Below are 22,958 nucleotides of genomic sequence, written 5' to 3'. Positions count from 1 at the left end.
CGACAGGATCTTCAGGGCACGGTGACGACGATCTTCCCGCCGGCGTGCCCGGACTCGACGAGTTCCAGCGCAGCCCCGGCCTCGGTGAGCGGAAAGGTCCGCTCGACGCGCGGCGTCAGAACACCACGCTCGACGAGCGCCACGACCTGCTCGAACACCTCCCGGGTCCGTCGCCGCGTGATTCCCGAACCGCCCAGCTCCTCCGCGCGTGCCGGATCGGCGACACTCACGACCCGTTCCGGTGCCCGCGTCAGCGCGACCGCCCGCTCGAGCACGTCGCCACCGACGAGGTCGACGACCGCGGTCACCGCCCCGCACCGTTCCGCGGTGGCCGCGACCCGCGCGTCGAACCCGTCGCCGGACTCGATCCACAGACCGCCGCACGATTCGACGAGCTCCCGTTTCCCCGCGCTCGTCACGCCGAGCACAGCGGCACCTGCGGCGTGCGCGAGCTGCGTCGTCGCCGACCCGACGCCACCACCGGCACCCAGGACGAGGACGGTGTCCGCATCGACGATCTCGAGGTGCTCGACGATGTCGAAGGCCGTTCCGGCCGCGACCGGGAGGGTCGCCGCCACCTCGAACGGCACCGACTCGGGCACGAGCGCAGCAGCCCGCGCGTCGACGAGGGTGTACTCGGCGTAGCCGCCGTAGCCCTCCGCGGTGGCCCCGAAGACGGCGTCGCCCGGCCGGAAGCCGGTGTCCGGACCGGCGGCCTCCACCACACCGGCGACCTCCCGGCCGAGGACCGCCGGGAAGTGCACCGTGACGCTGCCTGTGCGCCGTCCGGACCGCACCTTCCAGTCGGCGGGGTTCACGCCCGCGGCCCGGACTGCCACGAGGAGCTGCCCCGGACCGGGCGGTGGGACGGGGGTGTCGAACAGCTGCTGTGTCTCCGGACCGCCGTACTCCACGTAGCCGTATGCGCGTGCCATGGGACCCAGCCTGCCATCGGGGTCGGGTGCGGCTGGCACGATAGTGGGCATGTTGCACGGGCTGTGGTCACCGGGATCCGGCCTGATGCTGTGGTGGGACCCCGCCGCAGAGCCCGATCCCGACGCGCTGCCGTCTGCGCTGCGCCGGTGGATCGACCGCCCGTTCCGCCATCGCGTCACCCTCACCTTCCCTACGGAGACGGAGCCGAGCACGCTGCCCGCCGTCGCGGTCGCACCGGCGGACGCAGCCGAGCTTCTGCTGGACATGCCGCGGCGTCCCGGGGGTGTCGGCGGCGATCTGCGATATCTCGCGCACGTCGCCCGTGGCATCGAGAGGTGGGCGCAGGCCGGCCGCGTCGCACCGGAGCTCGTGCGTGTCGAGAAGCAGTGGTGGGCGCGGTGGCGCCTGCTCGGCGGCGAGAAGACGCGGGCCTGGTCCGCCGAACTCGCGGCCGCGATGTCTCCCGCGCAACGACAGCTCGGACGGCCCGTCGATCTCCTCGACGATCTGTGCCGCGAACTGACCGACCCCATCGTGCGCACCCTCCACGGCTCGTCGACCTCGCTGCACCCCCTCGTCGCTGCACTGGCCGAGGGCAGTCCCCATCCCCGTGGCACCCAGCGCATGGCCGATGCGCTCGAGGAATGGCGTGCCAGCCTCGCCGGATACGAACCCGACCTCGTGCTGCGCCTCGTCGAACCGGACGACGTCGACGACGGGGTCGGAGCCGACTCCATCTGGCGGCTCGAGGTGTGCCTGCGTCCGGAGGGACAGTCCCCGACGCCGCTGCCCGTCGAGGACACCGACCCGCACCTGCTCCAGATCGGCGTGCGCAAGCTCGGGACCGCGCTCCAGGCCTATCCCCGCCTGCAGGACGTGCCCCGCGATCCCGACAGTCTCGACCTGCTGCTGCCCACCCCGGTCGTCGTCGATCTCGTCGAGCACGGCGCCCGGGAGCTCGACGCCGCGGGCATCGCGGTGCTGCTGCCGCGCGCCTGGACCCGGGTCGATCCGTCCCTGCGTCTGCAGGTCGAGTCACCCGTCGCCCCCGTGAGCGCCGACGACAGCGTCGTCGGGATGAGCGCGATCGTCTCGTACGAATGGCAGCTCGCCGTCGGCGACATGCTGCTCACCCCGTCGGAGATGGAAGAGCTCGTCGCGGCCAACAGCGACCTGGTCAAGCTGCGCGGCAAGTGGGTGCGGGCAGATGCCGAGGCACTGGCCCGCGCGGCCCGGTACGTCACCGCGCATTCCGCCGAGGATGCGACCCTCGGGTCGTTGTTCGCCCAGTTCACCGGCGACGATGCTCCGCCCGCGGAGGTCACCGAGATCTCCGCCTCCGGCTGGGTCGAGATGCTGCTCGACGGGCAGGCGCACCCCGAGCCCGTCCCCGTGCCGGCGGGACTGAACGCCGAACTGCGTCCCTACCAGCAGCGCGGCCTCGACTGGCTCGCGTTCATGAGCCGGCTCGGTCTCGGCGCCGTGCTCGCCGACGACATGGGCCTGGGCAAGACCATCCAGGTGCTCGCGCTGCTCGCCCACGAACGAGAGTCGGGCCTGCGGAACGCCCCGACCCTGCTGGTCTGCCCGATGTCGGTGGTGGGCAACTGGCAGCGTGAGGCCGAACGGTTCGTGCCCGACCTGCGGGTGCACGTCCACCACGGCGCCCAGCGGCTGAGCGGACCGGCGCTCGCCGCCGCTGCCGCCGACCACGACCTCGTGGTGACGACCTACGCCATCGCCGCCCGCGACGTCGCGCAGCTTGCGACGCTGACCTGGCAACGCGTGGTCCTCGACGAGGCCCAGCACGTGAAGAACACCGCGACCGCGCAGTCCCGCGCCACGCGCGCCGTGCCCGCGGCGCACCGGATCGCGCTCACCGGCACACCGGTGGAGAACCGGCTCGAGGAACTGCGCGCGATCCTGGACTTCGCGAATCCGTCCCTGCTCGGCAGCGCGGCGTCCTTCCGTGCCCGGTTCGCGGTGCCGATCGAGCGCGACCACGACGCCGTCGCCGCGGCACGGTTGCGGGCACTGTCCGCACCGTTCGTGATGCGCCGCGTCAAGACCGACCCCGACGTGATCTCCGATCTGCCCGAGAAGTTCGAGCAGACCGTGCGCGCCAACCTCACGGCCGAGCAGGCCGCCCTGTACCGGGCCGTCGTGGACGACATGATGCGCCGGATCCGCGACAAGGAGGGCATGGCCCGCAAGGGCGCGGTGCTCGCGGCGCTGACCCGGCTCAAGCAGGTGTGCAACCACCCCGCGCACTATCTGGGCGACGGCTCGCCCGTCCTGCGTCGCGGACGGCACCGCTCGGGCAAACTCGGCCTGGTCGAGGACATTGTCGAGTCGGTGCTGGCCGACGGCGAGAAGGTGTTGCTGTTCACGCAGTTCCGCGAGTTCGGTGAGCTCGTCGTGCCCTATCTCGAGGAGCGGTTCGCCACGACGGTGCCCTTCCTGCACGGGGGAGTGTCCAAGGGCCGGCGCGACGCGATGGTCGACGGCTTCCAGAGCGAGGGCGGACCGCCGATCATGGTGCTCTCACTCAAGGCGGGCGGCACCGGACTGAACCTCACCGCCGCCAACCACGTCGTGCATCTCGACCGGTGGTGGAATCCGGCGGTGGAGAACCAGGCCACCGACCGTGCGTTCCGGATCGGGCAGCGTCGCGACGTCCAGGTCCGCAAGCTCGTCTGTGTGGGAACGGTGGAGGAGCGTATCGACGAGATGCTCACCGGCAAGCAGGAACTGGCCGAGATTGTGGTCGGGGCAGGGGAGAACTGGATCACCGAGCTGTCCACCGATCAGCTGCACTCCCTGCTCACCCTCGGCGACGACGCGGTGGGGGACTAGATGGCACGGGGCAACGTACGCCGCTACGGCACGGCCCGCCGGATCGACGGCGGCATCGAGGCGCGCACCAAGCGGGGCTCGATCGGCCGCAGCTGGTGGTCGAAGGAACTGATCTGGGCGATGGAGGAGGTCGCCGAGAAGGGGCGACTGACGCGGGGCCGTGCGTATGCACGCGCCGGCCAGGTGATCTCCATGCGGCTCGAACCCGGAGCGGCCGTCGGCGACGTGCAGGGCAGTCAACTCACCCCGTTCACCTCGGCGGTGCGGGTGCGCACGCTCGACGAGGAGGCGGTGGGAGAGCTCGTCTCGCTCGTCCGCTCGTCGCCGGGCATGCTGGCGCGACTTGCGGCGGGCATCCTTCCCGAGGAACTCGGATCGGCCCTCCTCCCGCGACGCGCGGGTGAACTCGACTTCGACTGCACCTGCCCCGACGACGGGTGGCCCTGCAAGCACGCCGCGGCCGTCGCCTACCTGCTCGCAGAACACGTCGACGACCAACCGTTCGCGGTCCTGACCCTGCGCGGGGTGGACCTCGCGACGCTGATCGGCGGCGTCGACGATGCGGGCGCCGACGAAGAGGTGGCCGCGGCGCGGGACTTCTACGGCGACGACACCGAGTTGTCCGAGCTGCCCACGGAGCGGTTCCGTCCCGCGCTCGAGGACCTCGATCCGATGCTGCTGCGCCGCGCGTTGCGGGCCGGCGGAACCGACGAAGCCGTGGTGATCCGGGGGATCATCGACCTCGAGGATCTCTACCGCCGCATGCGTTGACCTCGATCGGTCGCCGGTGGTTGTGTCGTCCGTCCCCGGGGTATGCCGCCCGTGAAGGTGACGGCTCCGGTCGCGCCACCGACAGCACATGCCACGAGTGGAGGATTCATGCGGACTCCGGAAGCATCGTCGACAGCGCGGGAGAACGCCGAACGTGCGGTCGATGCGGTCCAGCAGGAGGTCGACACCTATCGGAACGGGGAGGATCGACCCCTTGGTGGATATGCGGTGCTCATGTCCGTGTACCTCACCACTGTCGGCACGCTCGGCGCCGTCGCGGCAAAGCGCGGGCGGCCGATGCCGAAGCCCGATGCCGGCGATCTCGTGGTGACCGCGCTCGCGAGCCACAAGGTCTCCCGGATCGTGAGCAAGGCGGCGGTGACCAGTCCCGTCCGCGCACCGTTCACGAAGTTCGACGGCCCCGGTGGTCCGGCCGAGGTGATGGAGCAGCCCCGCAAGTCGTCGCGGGTCCGTCACGCCGTCGGGGAACTGCTGGCCTGTCCCTTCTGCCTCGACCTGTGGACGGTGACGGCGATGGTCTTCGGCCGCGTCTACGCTCCGAATCTCACGCGTCTGGTGGCGGGTTCGTTCGCGGCGCTGACCGGAGCCGACTTCCTGCACCTGGCGTACGCGAAGGCGCAGCAGATCGCCGAGGGCTGATATCGGCCCCTCGAGCATCGGCCCCTCGCGCATCGACTGTGCGTGAGGGTGCCGGCCGATCCGGTCCGGTGTGACGGTAGACATACGTGGACTTCCAACTATAGGATGAGCGAAGACTTCGGGCCTCGGCCCGTTCGTGCCGAAATCGCACACCCCACGTCATCGCACACCAGTAAAGGACGGGATCGGACATGAGCGTTCGAGAATTGACCCACTTCGTCGGCGGACAGCACGTCGCCGGCACCTCCGGCCGCTTCGCCGACGTCTTCGCCCCCAACACCGGAGAGGTCCAGGCCCGCGTGCCGCTCGCGGCCGACTCCGAGGTCGACGCCGTCATCGCCAACGCCGCCGAGGCGCAGAAGGTGTGGGCGTCCTGGAATCCGCAGAAGCGCGTGCGCGTCCTCATGAAGTTCGTGTACCTCGTGCAGCAGAACATGGACGAGCTCGCCCACCTGCTGTCGAGCGAGCACGGCAAGACCGTCCCCGACGCGAAGGGCGACATCCAGCGCGGCCTCGAGGTGATCGAGGTCGCGATCGGCGCCCCGCACCTCCTCAAGGGTGAGTACACCGAGTCCGCAGGCGGCGGAATCGACGTGTACTCGATGCGTCAGCCCCTCGGCGTCGTCGCCGGGATCACCCCGTTCAACTTCCCGGCCATGATCCCGCTGTGGAAGGCCGGCCCGGCGCTCGCCGCCGGAAACGCGTTCGTGCTCAAGCCTTCCGAGCGCGACCCCTCGGTGCCGCTCCGTCTGGCCGAGCTGTTCCTCGAGGCCGGCCTGCCCGCCGGTGTGTTCAACGTCGTCAACGGCGACAAGAGCGCCGTCGACTACCTGCTCGACGACCCGCGCATCAAGGCGATCGGCTTCGTCGGCTCGACTCCCATCGCGCAGTACATCTACGAGACGGCCGCGAAGAACGGCAAGCGCGCACAGTGCTTCGGTGGTGCGAAGAACCACGCGATCGTCATGCCCGACGCCGACCTCGACCAGGTCGCGGACGCACTCGTCGGCGCCGCCTACGGCTCGGCCGGTGAGCGCTGCATGGCGCTGTCCGTCGCCGTCCCCGTGGGCGAGGAGACCGCGGATCGTCTCGTCGCCAAGCTCACCGAGCGCATCGCCGAACTGCGTATCGGCACCAGCTTCGACGAGAAGGCCGACTTCGGTCCGCTCGTGACCGCCGCCGCCCGCGACCGCGTGCACGGCTACATCGCCCAGGGCGTCGAAGAAGGCGCCGAGCTGGTCGTCGACGGCCGCGACTTCGTCCTCGAGGGCCACGAGAACGGCTTCTTCTCGGGCGCCACCCTGTTCGACAAGGTCACCCCCGAGATGTCCATCTACAAGGAGGAGATCTTCGGCCCCGTGCTCACCGTGGTGCGTGCGCGCGACTACGAGGACGCCCTGCGCCTGCCCACCGAGCACGAGTACGGCAACGGCGTCGCGATCTTCACCCGCGACGGCGACACCGCCCGCGACTTCGCGGCCCGCGTCGAGGTCGGCATGGTCGGCATCAACGTCCCGATCCCCGTCCCGATCGCGTACTACACCTTCGGCGGCTGGAAGGCCTCCGGCTTCGGCGACCTCAACCAGCACGGCCCCGACGCCTTCCGCTTCTACACCAAGACCAAGACGGTCACGCAGCGCTGGCCGTCCGGTGTCAAGGAAGGCGACATCGAGGGTGCGCACGTGGCCGACACCGACCACTTCGTCATCCCGACGATGAACTAGGCGGTCCATCGATGTTCGTTCTCACCGACGACGACCGGGCGATCCGCGACACCGCCCGGGACTTCGCCACCGAATATCTGGCCCCGAACGCGGTCGAATGGGACCAGAGCAAGCACTTCCCCGTGGACGTGCTGCGCAAGGCCGCCGAACTGGGCATGGGCGGGATCTACGTCCGCGAGGACGTGGGCGGATCGGGGCTGCGACGCCTCGACTCCGTCCGCATCTTCGAGGAGCTCGCGAAGGGTTGCCCGTCCATCGCCGCCTACATCTCCATCCACAACATGGTCACGTGGATGATCGACAAGTTCGGCAACGACGACCAGCGCAAGCAGTGGATCCCGAAGCTCTGCACGATGGAGCACCTCGCGAGCTACTGCCTCACCGAGCCGGGCGCCGGATCCGATGCGGCGGCCCTGAGCACCAAGGCCGTTCGTGACGGCGACGAGTACGTGCTCACCGGAGTCAAGCAGTTCATCTCCGGGGCCGGCACGTCCGACGTCTACGTGGTCATGGCCCGCACCGGCGATACCGGCGCCCGCGGTATTTCGGCGTTCATCGTCCCGAAGGACACCACCGGGCTGTCCTTCGGCGCCAACGAGAAGAAGATGGGCTGGAACGCGCAGCCCACCCGCCAGGTCATCCTCGACGGCGCCCGCGTGCCCGCCGAGAACCTCCTCGGCACCGAGGGCGGCGGTTTCCGGATCGCCATGCACGGCCTCAACGGCGGCCGCATCAACATCGCCGCGTGCTCGGTGGGCGGCGGCCAGACCGCCCTCGACCGGGCGGTCGCCTACCTCGCCGAGCGCAAGGCATTCGGCGAGCGGCTGCTCGACTCGCAGGCGCTGCAGTTCCGTCTCGCCGACATGCGGATCGAACTCGAGGCCGCACGCACGATGCTGTGGCGTGCCGCCGACGCTCTCGACCGTGGCGCCGACGACGTCGTGGAGCTGTGCGCGATGGCCAAGCGCTTCGCCACCGACACCGGTTTCGAGGTCGCGAACGAGGCGCTGCAGTTGCACGGCGGATACGGTTACCTTGCCGAGTACGGGATCGAGAAGATCGTCCGCGACCTGCGCGTGCATCAGATCCTGGAAGGAACCAACGAGATCATGCGGGTGGTCGTCGCGCGGAGCGTGGTGGCCGCAGCGCAGAACGGAGCGGCATGACCGGGCAGGAACCCGAGATCCTCATCGACGTGAAGGACGGCATCGGCCGTATCACGCTCAACCGGCCCAAGGCCATCAACGCCCTCAACCACGCCATGGTCCTCGAGATGTCGAAGGCCCTGAGCGCGTGGGAGAACGACGATTCGGTGCGTGCCGTGCTGGTGCGCGGTGCCGGTGAGCGCGGCCTGTGCGCCGGCGGCGACATCGTCTCGATCTACCACGACGCCAAGGACGGCGGCACGGGATCGCAGGACTTCTGGCGCGACGAGTACATCCTCAACGCCGCCATCGGTCGTTACCCGAAGCCGTACATCGCGATCATGGACGGCATCGTCATGGGCGGCGGCGTCGGGATCTCGGCGCACGGCAACGTCCGGATCGTCACGGAACGCTCGAGCATCGCGATGCCCGAGACCGGAATCGGATTCGTTCCCGACGTCGGCGGCACCTACCTGCTCTCGCGCACCCCCGGCGAGATCGGCACGCACATCGCGCTGACCACCGGACGGATGAAGGCCGGCGACGCCGTCATCCTGGGCTTCGCCGACCACTACCTGCCGTCCGATTCGCTCGACAAGTTCGTCGCCGCACTCGAATCCGGCCCGCTCGAGGACGCGCTCGCCGAATACTCGCAGCCCGCACCGGAATCGGCGCTGCTCGGGCAGCGCGAATGGATCGACGCGGCGTACTCCGCCGACACCGTCGAGGAGATCGTCGAACGCCTTCGGGCTTCCGATGTTCCGGAGGCACGGGAGACCGCCGGCCAGGTGCTCGCGAAATCGCCTGTCGCGCTGAAGGTGACCCTCCGCTCGCTGCGTCACGCCCGGCAGCTCGGCAGCCTCGAAGAGGTGCTGAACGAGGAGTTCCGGGTCTCGACCGCCTCGCTGAAGTCGCACGACCTCGTCGAGGGCATCCGCGCACAGGTCGTCGACAAGGACCGCAACCCGCAGTGGTCGCCGGCGACCCTCGCCGATGTCACCGAGGCCGACGTCGACGCCTACTTCCAGCCGCTCGGCGATCTCGAACTCGGGCTCGCCGCTCCCAAGGAGAACGACCGATGAGTGAACTTCCCACCGTCGCCTTCCTCGGCCTCGGACACATGGGTGGGCCGATGGCCGCGAACCTCGTCCGCGCCGGGTACACAGTCAACGGTTACGACCCGGTTCCCGCTGCGCAGGAAGAGGCCACGAAGAACGGCATCACCGTCGCCGAGACCGCGACCGACGCGGTGCGCGGCGCCCAGGTCGTGATCACCATGCTGCCCAACGGCAAGCTCGTCCTCGACCTGTACGACGAGATCCTGCCTGCGGCCGAGGCGAACACGTTGTTCGTCGACAGCTCGACCATCGACGTCGCCGATGCCCGCGCGGCGGCGGAGAAGGCACGCAAGGCCGGTCACCGTGCCGTCGACGCCCCGGTCTCCGGCGGTGTCGCCGGTGCCGCCGCAGGCACCCTCGCGTTCATGGTCGGCGGCGGCGAGGACGACTTCGCCACCGCGAAGCCGCTGCTCGAGGCCATGGGACGTAAGATCGTCCACTGCGGCGGGTCGGGCAACGGCCAGGCCGCGAAGATCTGCAACAACATGATCCTGGGCATCTCGATGATCGCCATCAGCGAGGCGTTCGTCCTCGGTGAGAAGCTGGGCCTCGACAACCAGGCACTGTTCGACGTCGCGTCCAACGCGTCCGGTCAGTGCTGGGCGCTGACGAGCAACTGCCCGGTGCCGGGCCCCGTCCCGACCACCCCCGCGAACAACGACTACACGCCGGGCTTCGCGGCCGCGCTCATGGACAAGGATCTCGGACTGGCCGCGAACGCGGTGCGCGCCAACGGTGTCGAGGCCGAACTCGGACTGCGTGCAGCCGAGCTCTACCATCGTTTCAACACCGAGGGTGGTGGAGGACTCGACTTCTCCGCCATCATCACCGACATCCGAGACCGCTCGACCGTGAAGGACAGCCAGTGACCGATTTCGAGACCATCCTGCTCGACCGCAAAGGCCGCGTCGGCATCGTCACCCTCAACCGGCCGAAGGCGCTCAACGCCCTCAACAGCCAGTTGATGCGTGAGGTCGTCGCCGCCGTCGAGGAACTCGACGCGGACGACGAGATCGGTGCGATCCTGCTCACCGGCTCGGAGAAGGCGTTCGCCGCCGGCGCCGACATCAAGGAGATGGCTCCGAAGACCTTCGCCGAGGTCTACGCGGAAGACCTGTTCTCGCAGTGGGATCGGCTCTCGTCCGTCCGCAAGCCGATCGTCGCTGCGGTGTCGGGCTACGCGCTCGGTGGCGGTTGCGAGCTGGCGATGCTGTGCGACTTCATCATCGCGTCCGACACCGCCAAGTTCGGTCAGCCCGAGATCAAGCTCGGCGTCATCCCGGGCATCGGCGGATCGCAGCGTCTCACCCGCGCCGTGGGTAAGGCCAAGGCCATGGACATGTGCCTGACCGGCCGCAACATGGACGCCGAGGAGGCCGAGCGCGCCGGACTCGTCTCGCGCATCGTTCCCGCCGCCGAACTGTTCGACGTGGCGCTCGAGACGGCGACGACCATCGCGTCGATGTCGCTGCCGGTTGCGATCATGGCGAAGGAGGCCGTCAACCGGTCCTTCGAGACGACGCTGGCCGAGGGCGTGAAGTTCGAGCGCCGCGTGTTCCATTCGACGTTCGCCACCGCCGACCAGAAGGAAGGCATGGCGGCCTTCGTCGAGAAGCGCGCGCCGGAGTTCAAGCACGCCTGATCCGCACCACCCGTACACGACGAAGGGCCGCCCCGAACGGGGCGGCCCTCCTCGTTTCTCGGCAATCTCTCGCGCCTCACCACTTGGAAGGCGCACCGCCGGTGTCGAAGTCGCCGGCGTCGTGCCGCATCGTCGCGATGATGCGCAGCAGTGTGTCGATGTGCTCCTCCGGAATGCCGGGCCGGGCGAAGACCTCCGTGTTGAGCTTCTCCGTCGCCTGGATCGCCAATGCCCGTCCCTCGTCGGTGAGTTCGATGAGTGTGGCCCGACGATCGCTCGGATGCGGGGTACGCCGGACCAGTCCGGCCTTCTCGAGCCGGTCGACGGCATTGGTGACGCTGGTGGGGTGCACCTGCAGGCGCGCGCTGGCCTTCGCCATCGGCAATGCTCCCGACCTGGTGAAATGCAGCAGCGTGAGCAGTTCGTAGCGGGCGAAGGTCAGGCCGAAGGGCTTGAGCACCTCCTCGACCCGCGCCATCATGATCTGCTGTGCCCGCATCACCGAGGTGACCGCGGCCATGCCGTCCGCGACTTCGCCCCAGCCGTGGGCGGTCCACTGGCGGTGGGCTTCGGCGATGGGGTCGAGGGGGAGTGGTGCGGGCATGCCTCCATCATCCCACGGACGAACGCGCAGGTAGCCAGGGCACACCGGTTTCCGGTGCCTTTCCTGCCGGGTTCAGCGGTACGCGTAGTCGCGGAAACGTTCGTCGACCTCGCCCACACTCAGCCCGAACTCCTCGAGCGTGTACCGGTGCGCGGGTTTCCTTGCCCCGCTGAGGCTTTCGTCGTGCAGGTCGGCCATCGCGCGTTCGGCCTCCGCGGTGAACGGCAGACCGAACCGGTCGTACAGGCCGCCGACGGTGCCGAGCGGATCGGCGACGAAATCCCGGTAGTCCACGTCGACGAAACGGGCGGGATCGTGCCGGCGGCGCACCTCGGTGAAATGATCGAAACCCCGTGCCCAGAGGTCGAGCTGGCTGCGCCCGATCGTCTCACCGACGAACGCGTCGGACCATCCCTCTGTGGCCTGCGCCGCGAGGCTGCACACCGACGGGATCACGGTGCGCGGATCTCGATGGGTGACGACGACGAGCGCGTCCGGATACACCGTGAGCAGTTCGTCCAGTGCGAACAGATGACTGGGATTCTTGAGCACCCACCGCTTGTCGGCGTCCGGCAGTCCGATGAGCTGCAGATTCCTCCGGTGCCGGGCATAGGCCGCGGTCCAGTCCTGCTCCGCGAGCCACTGCGAATAGGTGGGCAGGTGGGCCAGGCACTCGTAGGAGATCGAGCGGAACGACTGGCGCAGCAACTGCCAGCATTCCTCGACCTCGGCGGCCGACATGTAGTGCACACCCATGAATTCGGGATGCTCGACGTGGTGCTGTGCGAATCCGGCCTCGATCCCGGCGAAGACGGGATTGTCCGCCCAGGTCTCGCGAGGAGGTCGCGGTTGCGGCATCTCGGTCAGCCACATCTCGAGCCCCTGATGGGCGGGATCCGCGGCGAGTAGGCGGTGCAGTGCCGTCGTGCCGGTACGGGGCAGGCCGGTGACGAAGATCGGCCGGGTGACCGGGACGTCCGCGTGCTCGGGATGGGCAGACCAGGCAGATTCCGACAGCAACCGCGCCACGAGGGCGCCGCGCAGGAAGACCCGTGACATCTTGCTGCCGAGCGGGGTGAGCTTCTCGTCCCGCGCATACGACTCGAGCAGGACCTCGAGCCCGTCACGGTAGTCGTCGTCGCCGAAATCGGTCAGGCCCGTCAGGCGGGTCGCGGAAGCGTGCAGATCCTCGACGCTGCCGACGGTGGTGCGTTCGCTCATGTGCTTTCCCGTTCAGTGGTGGTATTCGCCGCAGTTGACGTCGAGGCACTGGCCGGTGATCGCCGACGCCATCGGCGAGGCCAGGAAAATCACCGCATCCGCGATTTCCTCGGTTGTCGGGAGACGCTTCAGATCGGAGGTGGCGGCGGTGTGCTCGTAGATCTGTTCGACGGTGGTGCCGTACTTTCCCGCCTGGTGTTCGAAGTACCCCTGCAGGATCGGCCCCCAGATGTACCCCGGTGCAACGGAGTTCACCCGGATTCCCTGCGGTCCGAGTTCCGTCGCCAGGGACTGCGACATCGCCAGCAACGCCGACTTCGCGAGTTTGTAACTGCCGTAACGTTCCTGGGAGTGCCGCAGCACCATCGAATTGATGTTGACCACCGCGCCGGCCGACTCGGCGAGGGCGGGGGTGAACAACTGCGTGAGCCGCAGCGCGCCGAGGACGGTGAGCTCCACGCTGTCCCGGATCTGCTGGAAGTCGGTGCGCGCCAACAGTTTCATCGACGGAACGGAGAACGCGTTGTTGACGAGCACGTCGACACCACCGAACTCCGAGACCGCAGACTCGACAAGGGCGGCGGCGGACTCGTCGTCGGTGATGTCGGTGGGCACGACCAGGGCCCGGCGGCCCGTGCTCTCGACTTCCGCTGCAACCTTCTCGAGCCGCTCCCGGGTCCGGGCGGCGAGCACCACGTCGGCGCCTTGTTCGGCGCACCGCAGCGCGAGGGTGCGCCCCAGTCCCGGGCCGACACCGGAGATCACGACGACGCGGTCGCGGAGCAGTCCCGCTGCCGCGCTCATGCGAGCATCCGATCGGCGACGCCCCGCTGACGGTCCGCGATGCGCTGCGCCCAGGCCTCGGGAGTGATGCGGTTCGAATCGTGGAAGGGCAGGACCTCGGAGAGCCGGTCGAACGGCACCACCTCGGCGGTCGGGCCGTCGGCTGCGGTGAGTTCGCGATCGAGGCGCTGCCAGCGGAACTGCAGGATCCCGCGGCTGCGGCCGAGGGTCTCGACCCAATTGGTCAGCCCCGGATCGCGGGCCGAGACCACGATCCGGACCATCCCGTCGGGATCGACCTGCGCCTGACTGTTGTTCAGGGAGGTCTGGTGGTGGATGTAGTCCAGGGAGATGTACCAGAGGCTGCCGATCTGGAAGCCCAGATAGGGCGCGTCGCTCGCCGGGAGGGTCAGGACCATCGCCTCGTCGTCGCCGAGTTCGTAGTGCCCGACGGATGAGTACTGCGTGTCGAGACCACCTGGGGTGCGGCGCGGCTCGGTGACCGTGTTCACCGGCAGCTTCAGGTAGAACCACTCGGGGAACTGCAGCCAGGTCTTCACCCGCGAGACCAGTGCGCGACCGGCGCGTTCGTAACGGGTGACCGCGTCCTGGTGGGTGGGTTCGGGTGCCGGGGTGCCGAGACTGTCGAGCCGGTGGATGCTCAGCATGCCGCGGCGCTGCGTCCAGTCGCTGTAGACCTCGCGGACCACGAGCTGCGACGAGCCGGACGCGAGCGGGAAGTAGTTACGTTCCGGGTCTCGTGGGCCGGGTCCGAACCGCACCTGGAAGGTGCCGTCGTCGGCGATGGTCAACGCGCGGTCGTCGAAGGCCGTGACGTTGCCGGGCACCTCGGCGTCGGTGTAGTTGCCGGCCAGCACCTGGAAACTGAGATCGCAGGTCGTGCCGCGGCGCCCGGCGACGACGTACTCGGCGTCGTCGCGGATCGATGCGCCCCAGTACAGGGTGTCGGGATTGTCGAGGCCCATCTTCGCGTAGGGGCCGGTGCCGGTGACGAAGACCGGATGGGATCGGCTGTACGCGAAGGTGGCGTGGACGCACGCCGAGATCCCGCCCGCCAGATATCCGTATCCCTCGACGAGGTCCTGTTCGGTGCGGATGTGCGGGGCTGTGGCGACGAGCTTCTCGGCCTCGGCTATCGCCGCGGTGAGCGGATCGGTGAGCACTACGATCTCCTCTGGTCCAAATATGTACCGCTGCGGTAGTCTTCCGTTGCGCCGAGAGTAGAACGTGTTCCAGGGAGGGTCAATGGCTCGTCGCGAGACCGAGACACTCGGGAAGCCGACCGCCGGGGCGGGAGCCGCCCGCCGGTCGCCGCCCACGGAACGCGTCGTGCAGGTCCTCGACCACCTCGTCGCGCGACCCGGCGTCCGGTTCGGACTGTCGGAACTGGCGCGCGAACTCGATCTGAGCAAGCCCACCTGCTTGGGCATCCTCACCGTGCTCGCCGACGCGGGTTATCTGATCCGCGACCCCGTCGACAAGACCTACGGTCTCGGGCCGGCACTGATCGTCGCGGGACGCGCAGCCCAGCGCGGCTTCGCGTCCGGGCCGGTCGCCCACCGGCATCTCGCCGCCCTCTCCGAGGAGTTCGCCGTGATGTGCTCTGCGTCGGCGGTCGTCGGCGACCGGATCGCGGTGCTCGACGTCATCGGTGGCCACGGCACGGCCGCGGCGGCACGCGTGGGGGAGGTGTACCCCTTCGCGCCCCCGGTGGGGCTGATGTACGTGCTGTGGGACACCGACGAGCGCATCGAACAGTGGCTGCGGCGAGAGCCGACCCTGCCCGTGACCGTCGACCGCGACGAGTTGTGGCGGATCGTCACCGAATGTCGCCGGACAGGTTATCTGGCGGAGTCCCTCACTCCCGGCGGCCGTCGCCTGTACGCGCTCATGGCGGGAGTGGTCTCGCACGACCTCGCGCCCGAGATGAGGGAGATGCTGGCGGAACTCGTGGCCAGCCCCGGCGAGCGCGTGCTGCTGCCCGACGCCTTCGCCGCGGGGGAGAAGCGGGCGGTCAACCTCGTGGCCGCCCCGGCCTACGATCCCGACGGCCACCAGTCGCTCGTGCTCACGCTGCACCTCGAGCGGGAGGTGGACGCCGCCGGGATCGAACGGTACGCCGCGGCGCTCGTGGCGGTCGCGGATGCGATCACCGCAGATCTCGGCGGACACCGGCCACCGCGCTGACGGAGGGCTGCGGAGACCACCCGTTGACCTGGAATTGAAACTCGTTCTACTGTTGCGGAGTAATCTTCGACCGCATCGGTACACATGTGTACCGAGCCGGGTGAGAGGGGCGCGAGTGACCACGGTGCCACCGCAACGACCACCGACCTACGAACTTTCGCTGCTCGGTGCGCTCGAAGCCGAGTCCGTGCACATCTTCCGCGAGGTCGCCGCGACCTTCTCCCGTCCCGTCCTGCTGTTCTCGGGTGGTAAGGACTCCGCGGTGATGCTCCACCTCGCGGCCAAGGCGTTCTGGCCGGCGCCGCTGCCGTTCCCCGTCCTGCACATCGACACCGGGCACAACTTCGACGAGGTGATCGACTTCCGCGACCGCACCGTCGAGCGCCTGGGGATCCGGTCGATCGTCGCCTCGGTGCAGGACGACATCGATGCCGGGCGTGCCGTCGAGGACGACGGACCGCACGCGACCCGCAACCGGCTGCAGACCGGAACCCTCCTGCGCGCGTTGCGGGAAGGGGGATTCGACGCCGTCTTCGGGGGTGCTCGTCGCGACGAGGAGAAGGCCCGCGCGAAGGAACGCGTCTTCAGCCTGCGCGACGAGTTCGGGCAGTGGGACCCGAAGGCGCAGCGACCCGAACTGTGGCAGCTGTACAACGGCCGGCACCGCCGCGGCGAACACATGCGGGTCTTCCCGCTGTCCAACTGGACCGAACTCGACATCTGGCGCTACATCCGCGACGAGGGCGTCGACCTGCCGTCCCTGTACTACGCCCACCGGCGACCGGTGATCGAGCGCGACGGAATGCTGCTCGCGCACAACCGTTTTCTTACCCTCCTCCCCGGGGAGACTCCGCGCGAGAGTCTCGTCCGGTTCCGCACCGTCGGTGACGCGACGTGCACCGGCTGCGTCGAATCCGCCGCCACCACCGCGGACGAGGTGGTCACCGAGGTCTCCGCCAGCAGGGTCACCGAACGCGGCGCCACGCGGGCGGACGACCGGATCTCCGACGCCGGAATGGAAGACCGCAAGAGGGAAGGCTATTTCTGATGTCCCACCTGCTGCGCATCGCCACCGCCGGCAGCGTCGACGACGGCAAGTCCACGCTCATCGGCCGATTGCTGTTCGACTCGAAGGCCGTCTTCGAGGACCAACTCGAGGCGGTGACCCGCACGAGCCTCGACCGCGGCGCCGACCGCGCCGATCTCGCGCTGCTCACCGACGGCCTGCGCGCCGAACGCGAACAGGGCATCACGATCGACGTCGCCTATCGCTATTTCGCCACGGCGCACAGAACATTCGTCATCGCCGACACTCCCGGTCACGAGCAGTACACGCGCAACATGGTCACCGGGGCGTCCACCGCAGACCTGGCACTCGTCCTCGTCGACGCCCGCAACGGCATCGTCGAGCAGACCCGCCGGCACGCCTTTCTCGCGTCGCTGCTCGGGGTGCGGCACGTGGTGCTGTGCATCAACAAGATGGACCTGGTGGACTGGTCGCAGAGCCGGTTCGACGAGATCTGCGACGAGTTCCGGAATCTCGCGGCGAAGCTCGACATGCCCGACCTCGCCTTCGTTCCCGTCTCCGCGCTGCACGGCGACAACGTCGTCTCCCGCACGGCGAACATGCCGTGGTACGAGGGGACTTCGCTGCTGCACCATCTCGAACAGGTCCACATCGCGTCGGACACCAACCTCATCGATGCCCGACTGCCCGTGCAGTACGTCATCCGGCCGGGCGAGGGTGAGCACCGCGACTTCCGCGGCTACGCCGGGACGGTCGCCGCCGGCGGATTCGCGCCCGGCGATGAGGTGGTCGTTCTCCCTTCCGGTTTCGGAACGCGGGTGCGAACGTTGTGGGGGCCGGGCGGGACGGAACTCGAGCACGCCTTCGCCGGTGCGGCGGTGTGCGTCGAACTCGAGGACGACCTCGACGTCGGACGCGGCGACATGCTGTGCCGCCCCAACAATCGTCCGCTCGTCGGCCACGAGATCGACGCCATGGTGTGCTGGTTCGACGAACGCTCCGCCCTCGATCCGGACGCCCGCTACGCCCTGCTGCACACCACGCGCTCGACCACCGCGCGGGTCGCGCGGCTGGACTACCGCCTCGACGTCAACAGCCTGCACCGCGACGAGGCCGCGACGACGCTCGGTCTCAACGAGATCGGCCGCGTGCAATTGTGGACGCAACAGCCGCTGCTGTTCGACCCCTACCGGCGCAACCGCACCACCGGAAGCTTCGTGCTCGTCGACGAACGCACCGGCAACACCGTCGCGGCCGGAACGATCACCGGCCCGACACTCGCCGACACGGCGGTGGTCTGGCACTCGGCGGCGGTCTCACGGCCCGAACGGGGGAGGGCCGGGGCGACGGTATGGCTCACCGGGCTGTCCGCCTCCGGCAAGTCCACCCTCGCCGTCGAACTCGAACGACGACTGCTCGCCGAGGGCATCCCCGCCTACCGCCTCGACGGCGACAACCTCCGGCACGGCCTCAACGCCGACCTCGGCTTCGGTCCGGAGGACCGCGCGGAGAACGTCCGCCGCGTCGGTGCGGTCGCACAGCTGATGGCCGACGCCGGACTCGTCGCGATCTGCGCGCTCATCAGTCCCTACCGTCAGGACCGCGACCGCATCCGCCGGCAGCACGAGGAGTCCGGGATCCGGTTCGTCGAGGTCTTCGTCGATACGCCGCTCGCCGACTGCGAGGCCCGCGACCCGAAGGGCATGTACGCGCGGGCACGTGCCGGTGAGATCACCGGTTTCACCGGCGTCGATGATCCCTACGAACCACCGTCCGATCCCGAGCTGGTCGTGCGCCCCCACGACGGCACGCCTGCCGTGCAGGCGGGCCTCGTCGTGGAATTGTTGAGGCCATGACGCACGACAACAGCGACGACGCTCGGCTCGCGGCCGAGACGGCTTCCGGCGCAGGTGAACTGCTGCTCACGGTCCGCGCCATCGAATCGGATGCCCTTACCGGGCGCGAGCTGGGCCGGCGCGGCGACCACGCCGCCAACACCTACATCCTCGAACGGCTGGCGACCGCGCGGCCCGGCGACGCGGTGCTCTCGGAGGAATCCGCGGACGATCCGGCCCGGGTCGGCGCCGACCGCGTCTGGATCATCGACCCGCTCGACGGGTCGAAGGAGTACGGGATGCCCGACCATGTCGACTGGGCGGTCCACATCGCGCTCTGGGAGGCAGGACGAGGGCTCACCGCCGCCGCGGTCGCGCAACCGGCGATCGGTGTCGTCCACAGCACCGCAGATCCGGTCCCGGCGCCGCGGCCGGCCCGCCGTCGCCCCCGCATCGTCATCAGCGGGAGCAGGCCGCCCGCCTTCGTCTTCGATCTGGCCCGCGATCTCGGTGCCGATCTGATCCGGATGGGGTCGGCCGGTGCCAAGGCCATGGCGGTGGTCCGCGGGGAGGCCGACGCCTACATCCACGCCGGAGGTCAGTGGGAGTGGGATTCGGCGGCGCCGGTCGCGGTCGCGCGCGCTGCGGGTCTGCACTGCGCGCGGATCGACGGCAGCGAACTCGAATACAACCGGCCGCACCCGTATCTGCCCGACCTCGTGATCTGCCGCGCAGACTGGGCACCGGAGGTGATGTCCGCGCTGGCCGCGCACGCCACCGGGCCGACCGACAGCCCCCGCGCCGCGATGGCACGCGCATACATCCGATCCCTGGTCAGCCACGACGCGTCCCACGTCCGGCTCGCCGAGGACGCCTGGCGGGTCGAGAACGGGGAACGCACCGGCGACAGCGGCATCGAGATCCGCGACCGCCTCGAGAACGGCCCGGAATACCGGCCCATCCGCCGCGTCCGCGACCTGCAGTTCCGCGAATGGCACCACAGTGTCGTCGCGCGGTTCGTCCTGGACATCGCAGCAGGTCCGGGCGCCGAGACGTCGGTCGCGGTGACCGAGCACTTCGACATCCCGGCGGGGGAGATCCGGTCGATCGTGGCGATCATCGAGCCCGCGCAGGGTAATAGTTGAATTCATTATTGTAGCTTTCGAACGAAAGTCACCATGATCGAGAGGCATCACCATGGCCGAAGCGCGTGATATCGGGGACGGCATCCACGTCGTTCCCGTCCCGGTGGCGGACCTGCCCGTCGGCGACACCCAGGTCTACGTGATGGAATCCCCGCGCGGCGTCGTCCTCGTCGACGTCGGCTGGAACGACGACCGGTCGTGGGCGGCGCTGCAGGACGGCCTGGCCACGGCGGGCCTGTCGGTCACCGACGTCGAGGGCGTGGTGGTCACCCACTTCCATCCCGACCACGTCGGGCTCACCGGACGCATCCGGGAGGCCTCCGGGTGCTGGGTCGCGATGAACGAGGCCGACTTCGCCCACCTCGAGGTCATGCTCTCCGACGACGATCGCCGTCCCCAGGAAGCCGAACTGCTGCGCCGCGCAGGGGCACCCGAGGACGCGATCGAGGAGTCGCTGGCCACCCTCGTACCGGCGGTCGGCCGTCCCGACGCGCTGCCCGACCGCAAACTCGGTGCCGACGAGACGATCCCGCTGACGGGACGATCCCTGCGCACCGTGCTGACCCCCGGCCACACCGCCGGTCACGCGTGTTTCCTGCTCGAGAAACACGGCGTGCTGTTCAGCGGCGACCACGTCCTCGCGACCACGACCCCGCACGTCGGCGAGTTCGATTTCCCTCTGCCGCAACGCGACGCGCTGGGGGAGTACCTCGACTCGCTGCGCGCGGTCGCCGGCCTGTCCGTGCGACGCGCACTGCCAGCGCACCGGCAGCAGATCGACGACCTGCCGCACCGCGTCGGCGAATTGATCGCCCATCACGACCAGCGCCTCGACGATCTCTACGACGCGTTCGGCGACGAGGAACTCACGCTGTGGGAGGCCACCGCCCGCATGCGCTGGTACCGGCCGTGGGACGAGACTCCCTTGCACGGCAAGCGGATGGCGCTCGCAGAGGGCTCGGCGCACGTCCGGCAGCTCATCGAGCGGGGACGGGTCCGTCGCGTGCCCGGTACGGAACCCGCCCGCTTCGCGCGCGTGCAGACCCGATGAGCCCCGACGAGCTGGTCACCGAGTTCTGCCGTCGCTGGGCCGATCCCGATCCTGCCGAGCTCGCGGCCTTCTTCGCCGAGGATGCGGTCTTCCACAACATCCCAATGGAACCGATCCGCGGCCGCGCGGCGATCGAGAAGTACATCGTGGGCTTCGTGACGTCCTTCGGGGCCATCGACTACCGCATCCACCACCAGGCGGTCTCCGGCAACGTCGTGCTCAACGAACGCACCGATGTGTTCACGATGAACGGCCGGACGATCGAGCTGCCCGTCACAGGCGTCTTCGAGATCGTCGACGGTAAGATCGCGGCCTGCCGCGACTACTTCGATCCCACACCCTTCACCACCGGAAACTGACCGGCCTCTGGGACACCGAAGGCCCTGGAACACCTGAAGGCCCCGCTTCATGAGAAGCGGAGCCTTCGTGGTGCCCTCGGCAGGATTCGAACCTGCGACTTCTTGCTCCGGAGGCAAGCGCTCTATCCCCTGAGCTACGAGGGCATCCGGACCACCGGATGACCGGAGGTGCGGGAGTTAGCCTAGCGCATCGAACGCTCAACTCCACATCGCCAGGTCAGAGCCGGTTTTCGGCCCGAAGTCGCGGTTCGCCCGCGCGAAGACTCAGTTGAGGGGCAGCGGTTCGGCGCCGCGCTCGGCGAGCAGCGACCTCATCAGGTCCGACTCACCCTGCTGCGTCGCGACCATCGTGCCCGCCAGATTGCGCACTGCCGAGGTGCTCGCGTACTGCTCGCCGTACTCCATCATCGGCAGACCACCCTCGTGGTGGCGCAGCATCAGCTGAAGGAAGAGCACGTCCAGTTCGGGACCGCGAGCGGCCCGGAGATTCGCGAGATCCTCGGAGGTCGCCATCCCCGGCATCAGGTGCGAGCCGTCCGAATCCTCGGACTCGGCGGTCGCACCGTGATCACCGTGTCCGTGACCCGTCTCCGTCTCGGTCATCCACTCCATGTACTCGCCCGTCGGCAGCGCCGGCTGTCCCCACAGTGACAACCAGCCCTGCATCTGACCGATCTGGTTCTGCTGGGTGGTGAGGATGTCGTACGCGATGTTGCGGATCCGATCGTCCTCCGAGTTGGAGACCACCACGGCGGCCATCTCGACGCCCTGGTCGTGGTGCACGATCATGTCCTGCGCGAATCCGACGTCCACCGAGCCGGCCTCCGGCGCCGCCTGCGCGGAGTCCTCGAAGGGGATCCGGGACAGGAACCCCGCGAGGAAACCGACGGTGACCGCAGCGACGGTGAGCAGCACCAGCAGCAGCCGGTTGTGCCCACCACGCTCGGGGGTGGAGATGTCCGAGGAGGTCTCGCTCATCGTCAGCTCCCGGCCGGTGCCTGCTGCATGGCGCCCGCGGTCTCCGCGTTCATCGGCACCGCGTCGGGGCCGGGCTCGGAGGCGTCGAAGGCCGGCGGGTTCGCCGGATCGAACGAACCGGGGATCGTCGAGCAGCTCGCACCCACCTCGGGGTAGGTGTACTGGTTCAGGCGCAGCGCGCTGATGAACTGGTCGATGCGCTCGTCGTCGACGCTGTCGACCTCGAGCCGGTGACCCCACGACTGCAGTGAGACGGGAGCCTCGAGTCCCGGATACGGTGACATCACCATGTAGGTGCGGCCGTCGACCTTCGCGCGGAGCGTGTCGACCGCGGCGTCGTCGAGCAGATCGGGGTTGTATGCCACCCACACGGCGCCGTGCTCGAGCGAATGCACCATGTTCTCGTTCCGCACAGGCTGCTCGTAGACCGTTCCGGTGCAGGTCGCCCAGACGGAGTCGTGAGGGCCACCGAACGGCGGCGACTGGTCGTACGCGACGCGCTGGCCCGGCGCGACGTGCACACCGGCCGGGTACTCGATCTTCAGCACGCCCTCGATGTCGTCCGACGGGTCCTGGTTGGACTCCGACGGCGTCCACGCCGACATCTCCTGCTGGTTCTGATACTTCGGGATCAGGCTCACAGCGATCACGGCGACCAGCACGACGACCAGGGCCACGCCGCCGATCGTCAACCACGGGATCTGGCGCTGCGCGGGGACCCCGGGAGCGCCGCCGCTCTTCTTCTTGGCGGCCTGAATGGCCTTCGACGACTTGGCTCCGGTCTTCTTGTTACCGGAGCCGCCACTAACCGAACCGCTGGGCATCGCTGTGTGCTCTTTCGACGGGTGGACAGGCGGACGCGCGCCCATCGGGCGCACAAACACCCACAACTCTA

Annotated in this window: 21 protein-coding genes and 1 tRNA gene; 14 read left to right on the top strand and 8 right to left on the bottom strand. The window is 69.0% G+C overall.

What is annotated here, in order from left to right; translation table 11 throughout:
* Window positions 1–11 precede the first annotated feature (11 nt).
* Entirely contained in the window at window positions 12–935 is a 924-nt protein-coding gene (locus M3330_RS03990) for an NADP-dependent oxidoreductase (protein ID WP_255027061.1), read from the bottom strand.
* A 49-nt stretch (window positions 936–984) separates the two neighbouring features.
* Here M3330_RS03990 and M3330_RS03985 point away from each other — a divergent pair, with 49 nt between their 5' ends.
* The 8 genes from M3330_RS03985 (at window position 985) to M3330_RS03950 (ending at window position 10,852) form a co-directional block, all read left to right on the top strand.
* Window positions 985–3,792, top strand: a complete 2,808-nt coding sequence (locus M3330_RS03985) for a DEAD/DEAH box helicase (RefSeq protein ID WP_255027060.1) — start codon at window positions 985–987, stop codon at window positions 3,790–3,792.
* Window positions 3,793–4,563: an SWIM zinc finger family protein gene (locus tag M3330_RS03980; RefSeq protein WP_255027059.1), complete on the top strand. Its 771-nt coding sequence runs from the start codon at window positions 3,793–3,795 to the stop codon at window positions 4,561–4,563.
* Between the two features lie 108 nt (window positions 4,564–4,671).
* Window positions 4,672–5,223 (top strand): DUF1360 domain-containing protein, encoded by a 552-nt coding sequence (locus M3330_RS03975; RefSeq protein WP_200359858.1) that lies wholly within the window; start codon window positions 4,672–4,674, stop codon window positions 5,221–5,223.
* 191 nt (window positions 5,224–5,414) lie between these two features.
* On the top strand, window positions 5,415–6,947 hold the full coding sequence (locus M3330_RS03970) for a CoA-acylating methylmalonate-semialdehyde dehydrogenase (protein ID WP_255027058.1): 1,533 nt from the start codon (window positions 5,415–5,417) through the stop codon (window positions 6,945–6,947).
* 11 nt (window positions 6,948–6,958) lie between these two features.
* Complete coding sequence (locus tag M3330_RS03965; RefSeq protein ID WP_006552560.1) at window positions 6,959–8,113, top strand: acyl-CoA dehydrogenase family protein; 1,155 nt, start codon at window positions 6,959–6,961, stop codon at window positions 8,111–8,113.
* The gene (locus M3330_RS03960; RefSeq protein WP_255027057.1) at window positions 8,110–9,174 is read left to right on the top strand and encodes an enoyl-CoA hydratase/isomerase family protein; all 1,065 of its coding nucleotides are present in this window, start codon (window positions 8,110–8,112) and stop codon (window positions 9,172–9,174) included. The genes M3330_RS03965 and M3330_RS03960 overlap by 4 nt, the downstream gene beginning before the upstream one ends.
* Window positions 9,171–10,079, top strand: a complete 909-nt coding sequence (gene mmsB, locus M3330_RS03955; protein WP_006552562.1) for a 3-hydroxyisobutyrate dehydrogenase — start codon at window positions 9,171–9,173, stop codon at window positions 10,077–10,079. Before M3330_RS03960 ends, mmsB begins: the two co-directional genes overlap by 4 nt.
* Window positions 10,076–10,852: an enoyl-CoA hydratase gene (locus M3330_RS03950; protein WP_006552563.1), complete on the top strand. Its 777-nt coding sequence runs from the start codon at window positions 10,076–10,078 to the stop codon at window positions 10,850–10,852. The genes mmsB and M3330_RS03950 overlap by 4 nt, the downstream gene beginning before the upstream one ends.
* A 76-nt stretch (window positions 10,853–10,928) precedes the next feature.
* Here M3330_RS03950 and M3330_RS03945 read toward each other — a convergent pair whose 3' ends face one another.
* The 4 genes from M3330_RS03945 to M3330_RS03930 form a co-directional block, all read right to left on the bottom strand.
* Window positions 10,929–11,456 (bottom strand): MarR family winged helix-turn-helix transcriptional regulator, encoded by a 528-nt coding sequence (locus M3330_RS03945; RefSeq protein ID WP_006552564.1) that lies wholly within the window; start codon window positions 11,454–11,456, stop codon window positions 10,929–10,931.
* 72 nt (window positions 11,457–11,528) lie between these two features.
* On the bottom strand, window positions 11,529–12,677 hold the full coding sequence (locus M3330_RS03940) for a sulfotransferase (RefSeq protein ID WP_255027056.1): 1,149 nt from the start codon (window positions 12,675–12,677) through the stop codon (window positions 11,529–11,531).
* 12 nt (window positions 12,678–12,689) lie between these two features.
* The gene (locus tag M3330_RS03935) at window positions 12,690–13,481 is read right to left on the bottom strand and encodes an SDR family oxidoreductase (RefSeq protein WP_024103690.1); all 792 of its coding nucleotides are present in this window, start codon (window positions 13,479–13,481) and stop codon (window positions 12,690–12,692) included.
* Complete coding sequence (locus M3330_RS03930; protein ID WP_255027055.1) at window positions 13,478–14,644, bottom strand: hypothetical protein; 1,167 nt, start codon at window positions 14,642–14,644, stop codon at window positions 13,478–13,480. Before M3330_RS03930 ends, M3330_RS03935 begins: the two co-directional genes overlap by 4 nt.
* An 82-nt stretch (window positions 14,645–14,726) precedes the next feature.
* Here M3330_RS03930 and M3330_RS03925 point away from each other — a divergent pair, with 82 nt between their 5' ends.
* The 6 genes from M3330_RS03925 to M3330_RS03900 all read left to right on the top strand — a co-directional run bounded on the left by M3330_RS03925 (window position 14,727) and on the right by M3330_RS03900 (window position 21,085).
* Complete coding sequence (locus M3330_RS03925; protein ID WP_255027053.1) at window positions 14,727–15,668, top strand: IclR family transcriptional regulator; 942 nt, start codon at window positions 14,727–14,729, stop codon at window positions 15,666–15,668.
* Window positions 15,669–15,783: 115 nt separating this feature from the next.
* Window positions 15,784–16,716 carry a sulfate adenylyltransferase subunit CysD gene (gene cysD, locus M3330_RS03920; RefSeq protein ID WP_039587744.1) on the top strand — a complete coding sequence of 311 codons (933 nt, stop codon included), beginning with the start codon at window positions 15,784–15,786 and terminating at the stop codon, window positions 16,714–16,716.
* Window positions 16,716–18,551 carry an adenylyl-sulfate kinase gene (gene cysC, locus M3330_RS03915; RefSeq protein WP_024103692.1) on the top strand — a complete coding sequence of 612 codons (1,836 nt, stop codon included), beginning with the start codon at window positions 16,716–16,718 and terminating at the stop codon, window positions 18,549–18,551. The genes cysD and cysC overlap by 1 nt, the downstream gene beginning before the upstream one ends.
* Entirely contained in the window at window positions 18,548–19,675 is a 1,128-nt protein-coding gene (locus tag M3330_RS03910) for a 3'(2'),5'-bisphosphate nucleotidase CysQ (protein WP_006552572.1), read from the top strand. Before cysC ends, M3330_RS03910 begins: the two co-directional genes overlap by 4 nt.
* 52 nt (window positions 19,676–19,727) lie before the next feature.
* On the top strand, window positions 19,728–20,726 hold the full coding sequence (locus tag M3330_RS03905; protein WP_064256599.1) for an MBL fold metallo-hydrolase: 999 nt from the start codon (window positions 19,728–19,730) through the stop codon (window positions 20,724–20,726).
* The gene (locus M3330_RS03900) at window positions 20,723–21,085 is read left to right on the top strand and encodes a limonene-1,2-epoxide hydrolase family protein (RefSeq protein ID WP_006552574.1); all 363 of its coding nucleotides are present in this window, start codon (window positions 20,723–20,725) and stop codon (window positions 21,083–21,085) included. The genes M3330_RS03905 and M3330_RS03900 overlap by 4 nt, the downstream gene beginning before the upstream one ends.
* Window positions 21,086–21,153: 68 nt before the next feature.
* On the opposite strand, the gene M3330_RS03895 is transcribed toward M3330_RS03900, so the two are convergent.
* The 3 genes from M3330_RS03895 to M3330_RS03885 form a co-directional block, all read right to left on the bottom strand.
* Window positions 21,154–21,229, bottom strand: a tRNA-Arg gene (locus tag M3330_RS03895).
* Between the two features lie 120 nt (window positions 21,230–21,349).
* A complete protein-coding gene (locus M3330_RS03890) occupies window positions 21,350–22,063 on the bottom strand; it encodes a DUF305 domain-containing protein (protein WP_006552575.1) in 714 nt (237 codons plus the stop codon).
* Window positions 22,064–22,065: 2 nt separating this feature from the next.
* Window positions 22,066–22,887, bottom strand: a complete 822-nt coding sequence (locus tag M3330_RS03885; protein WP_255027046.1) for a DUF3105 domain-containing protein — start codon at window positions 22,885–22,887, stop codon at window positions 22,066–22,068.
* Window positions 22,888–22,958 lie beyond the last annotated feature (71 nt).

It is taken from the genome of Rhodococcus sp. GA1, assembly GCF_024321955.1.
GTDB classification, from domain to species: Bacteria; Actinomycetota; Actinomycetes; order Mycobacteriales; family Mycobacteriaceae; genus Rhodococcus; species Rhodococcus pyridinivorans.
The sequence above is the reverse complement of the archived record's forward strand: the minus strand, read 5'-3'. Positions and strand labels throughout refer to the sequence as shown.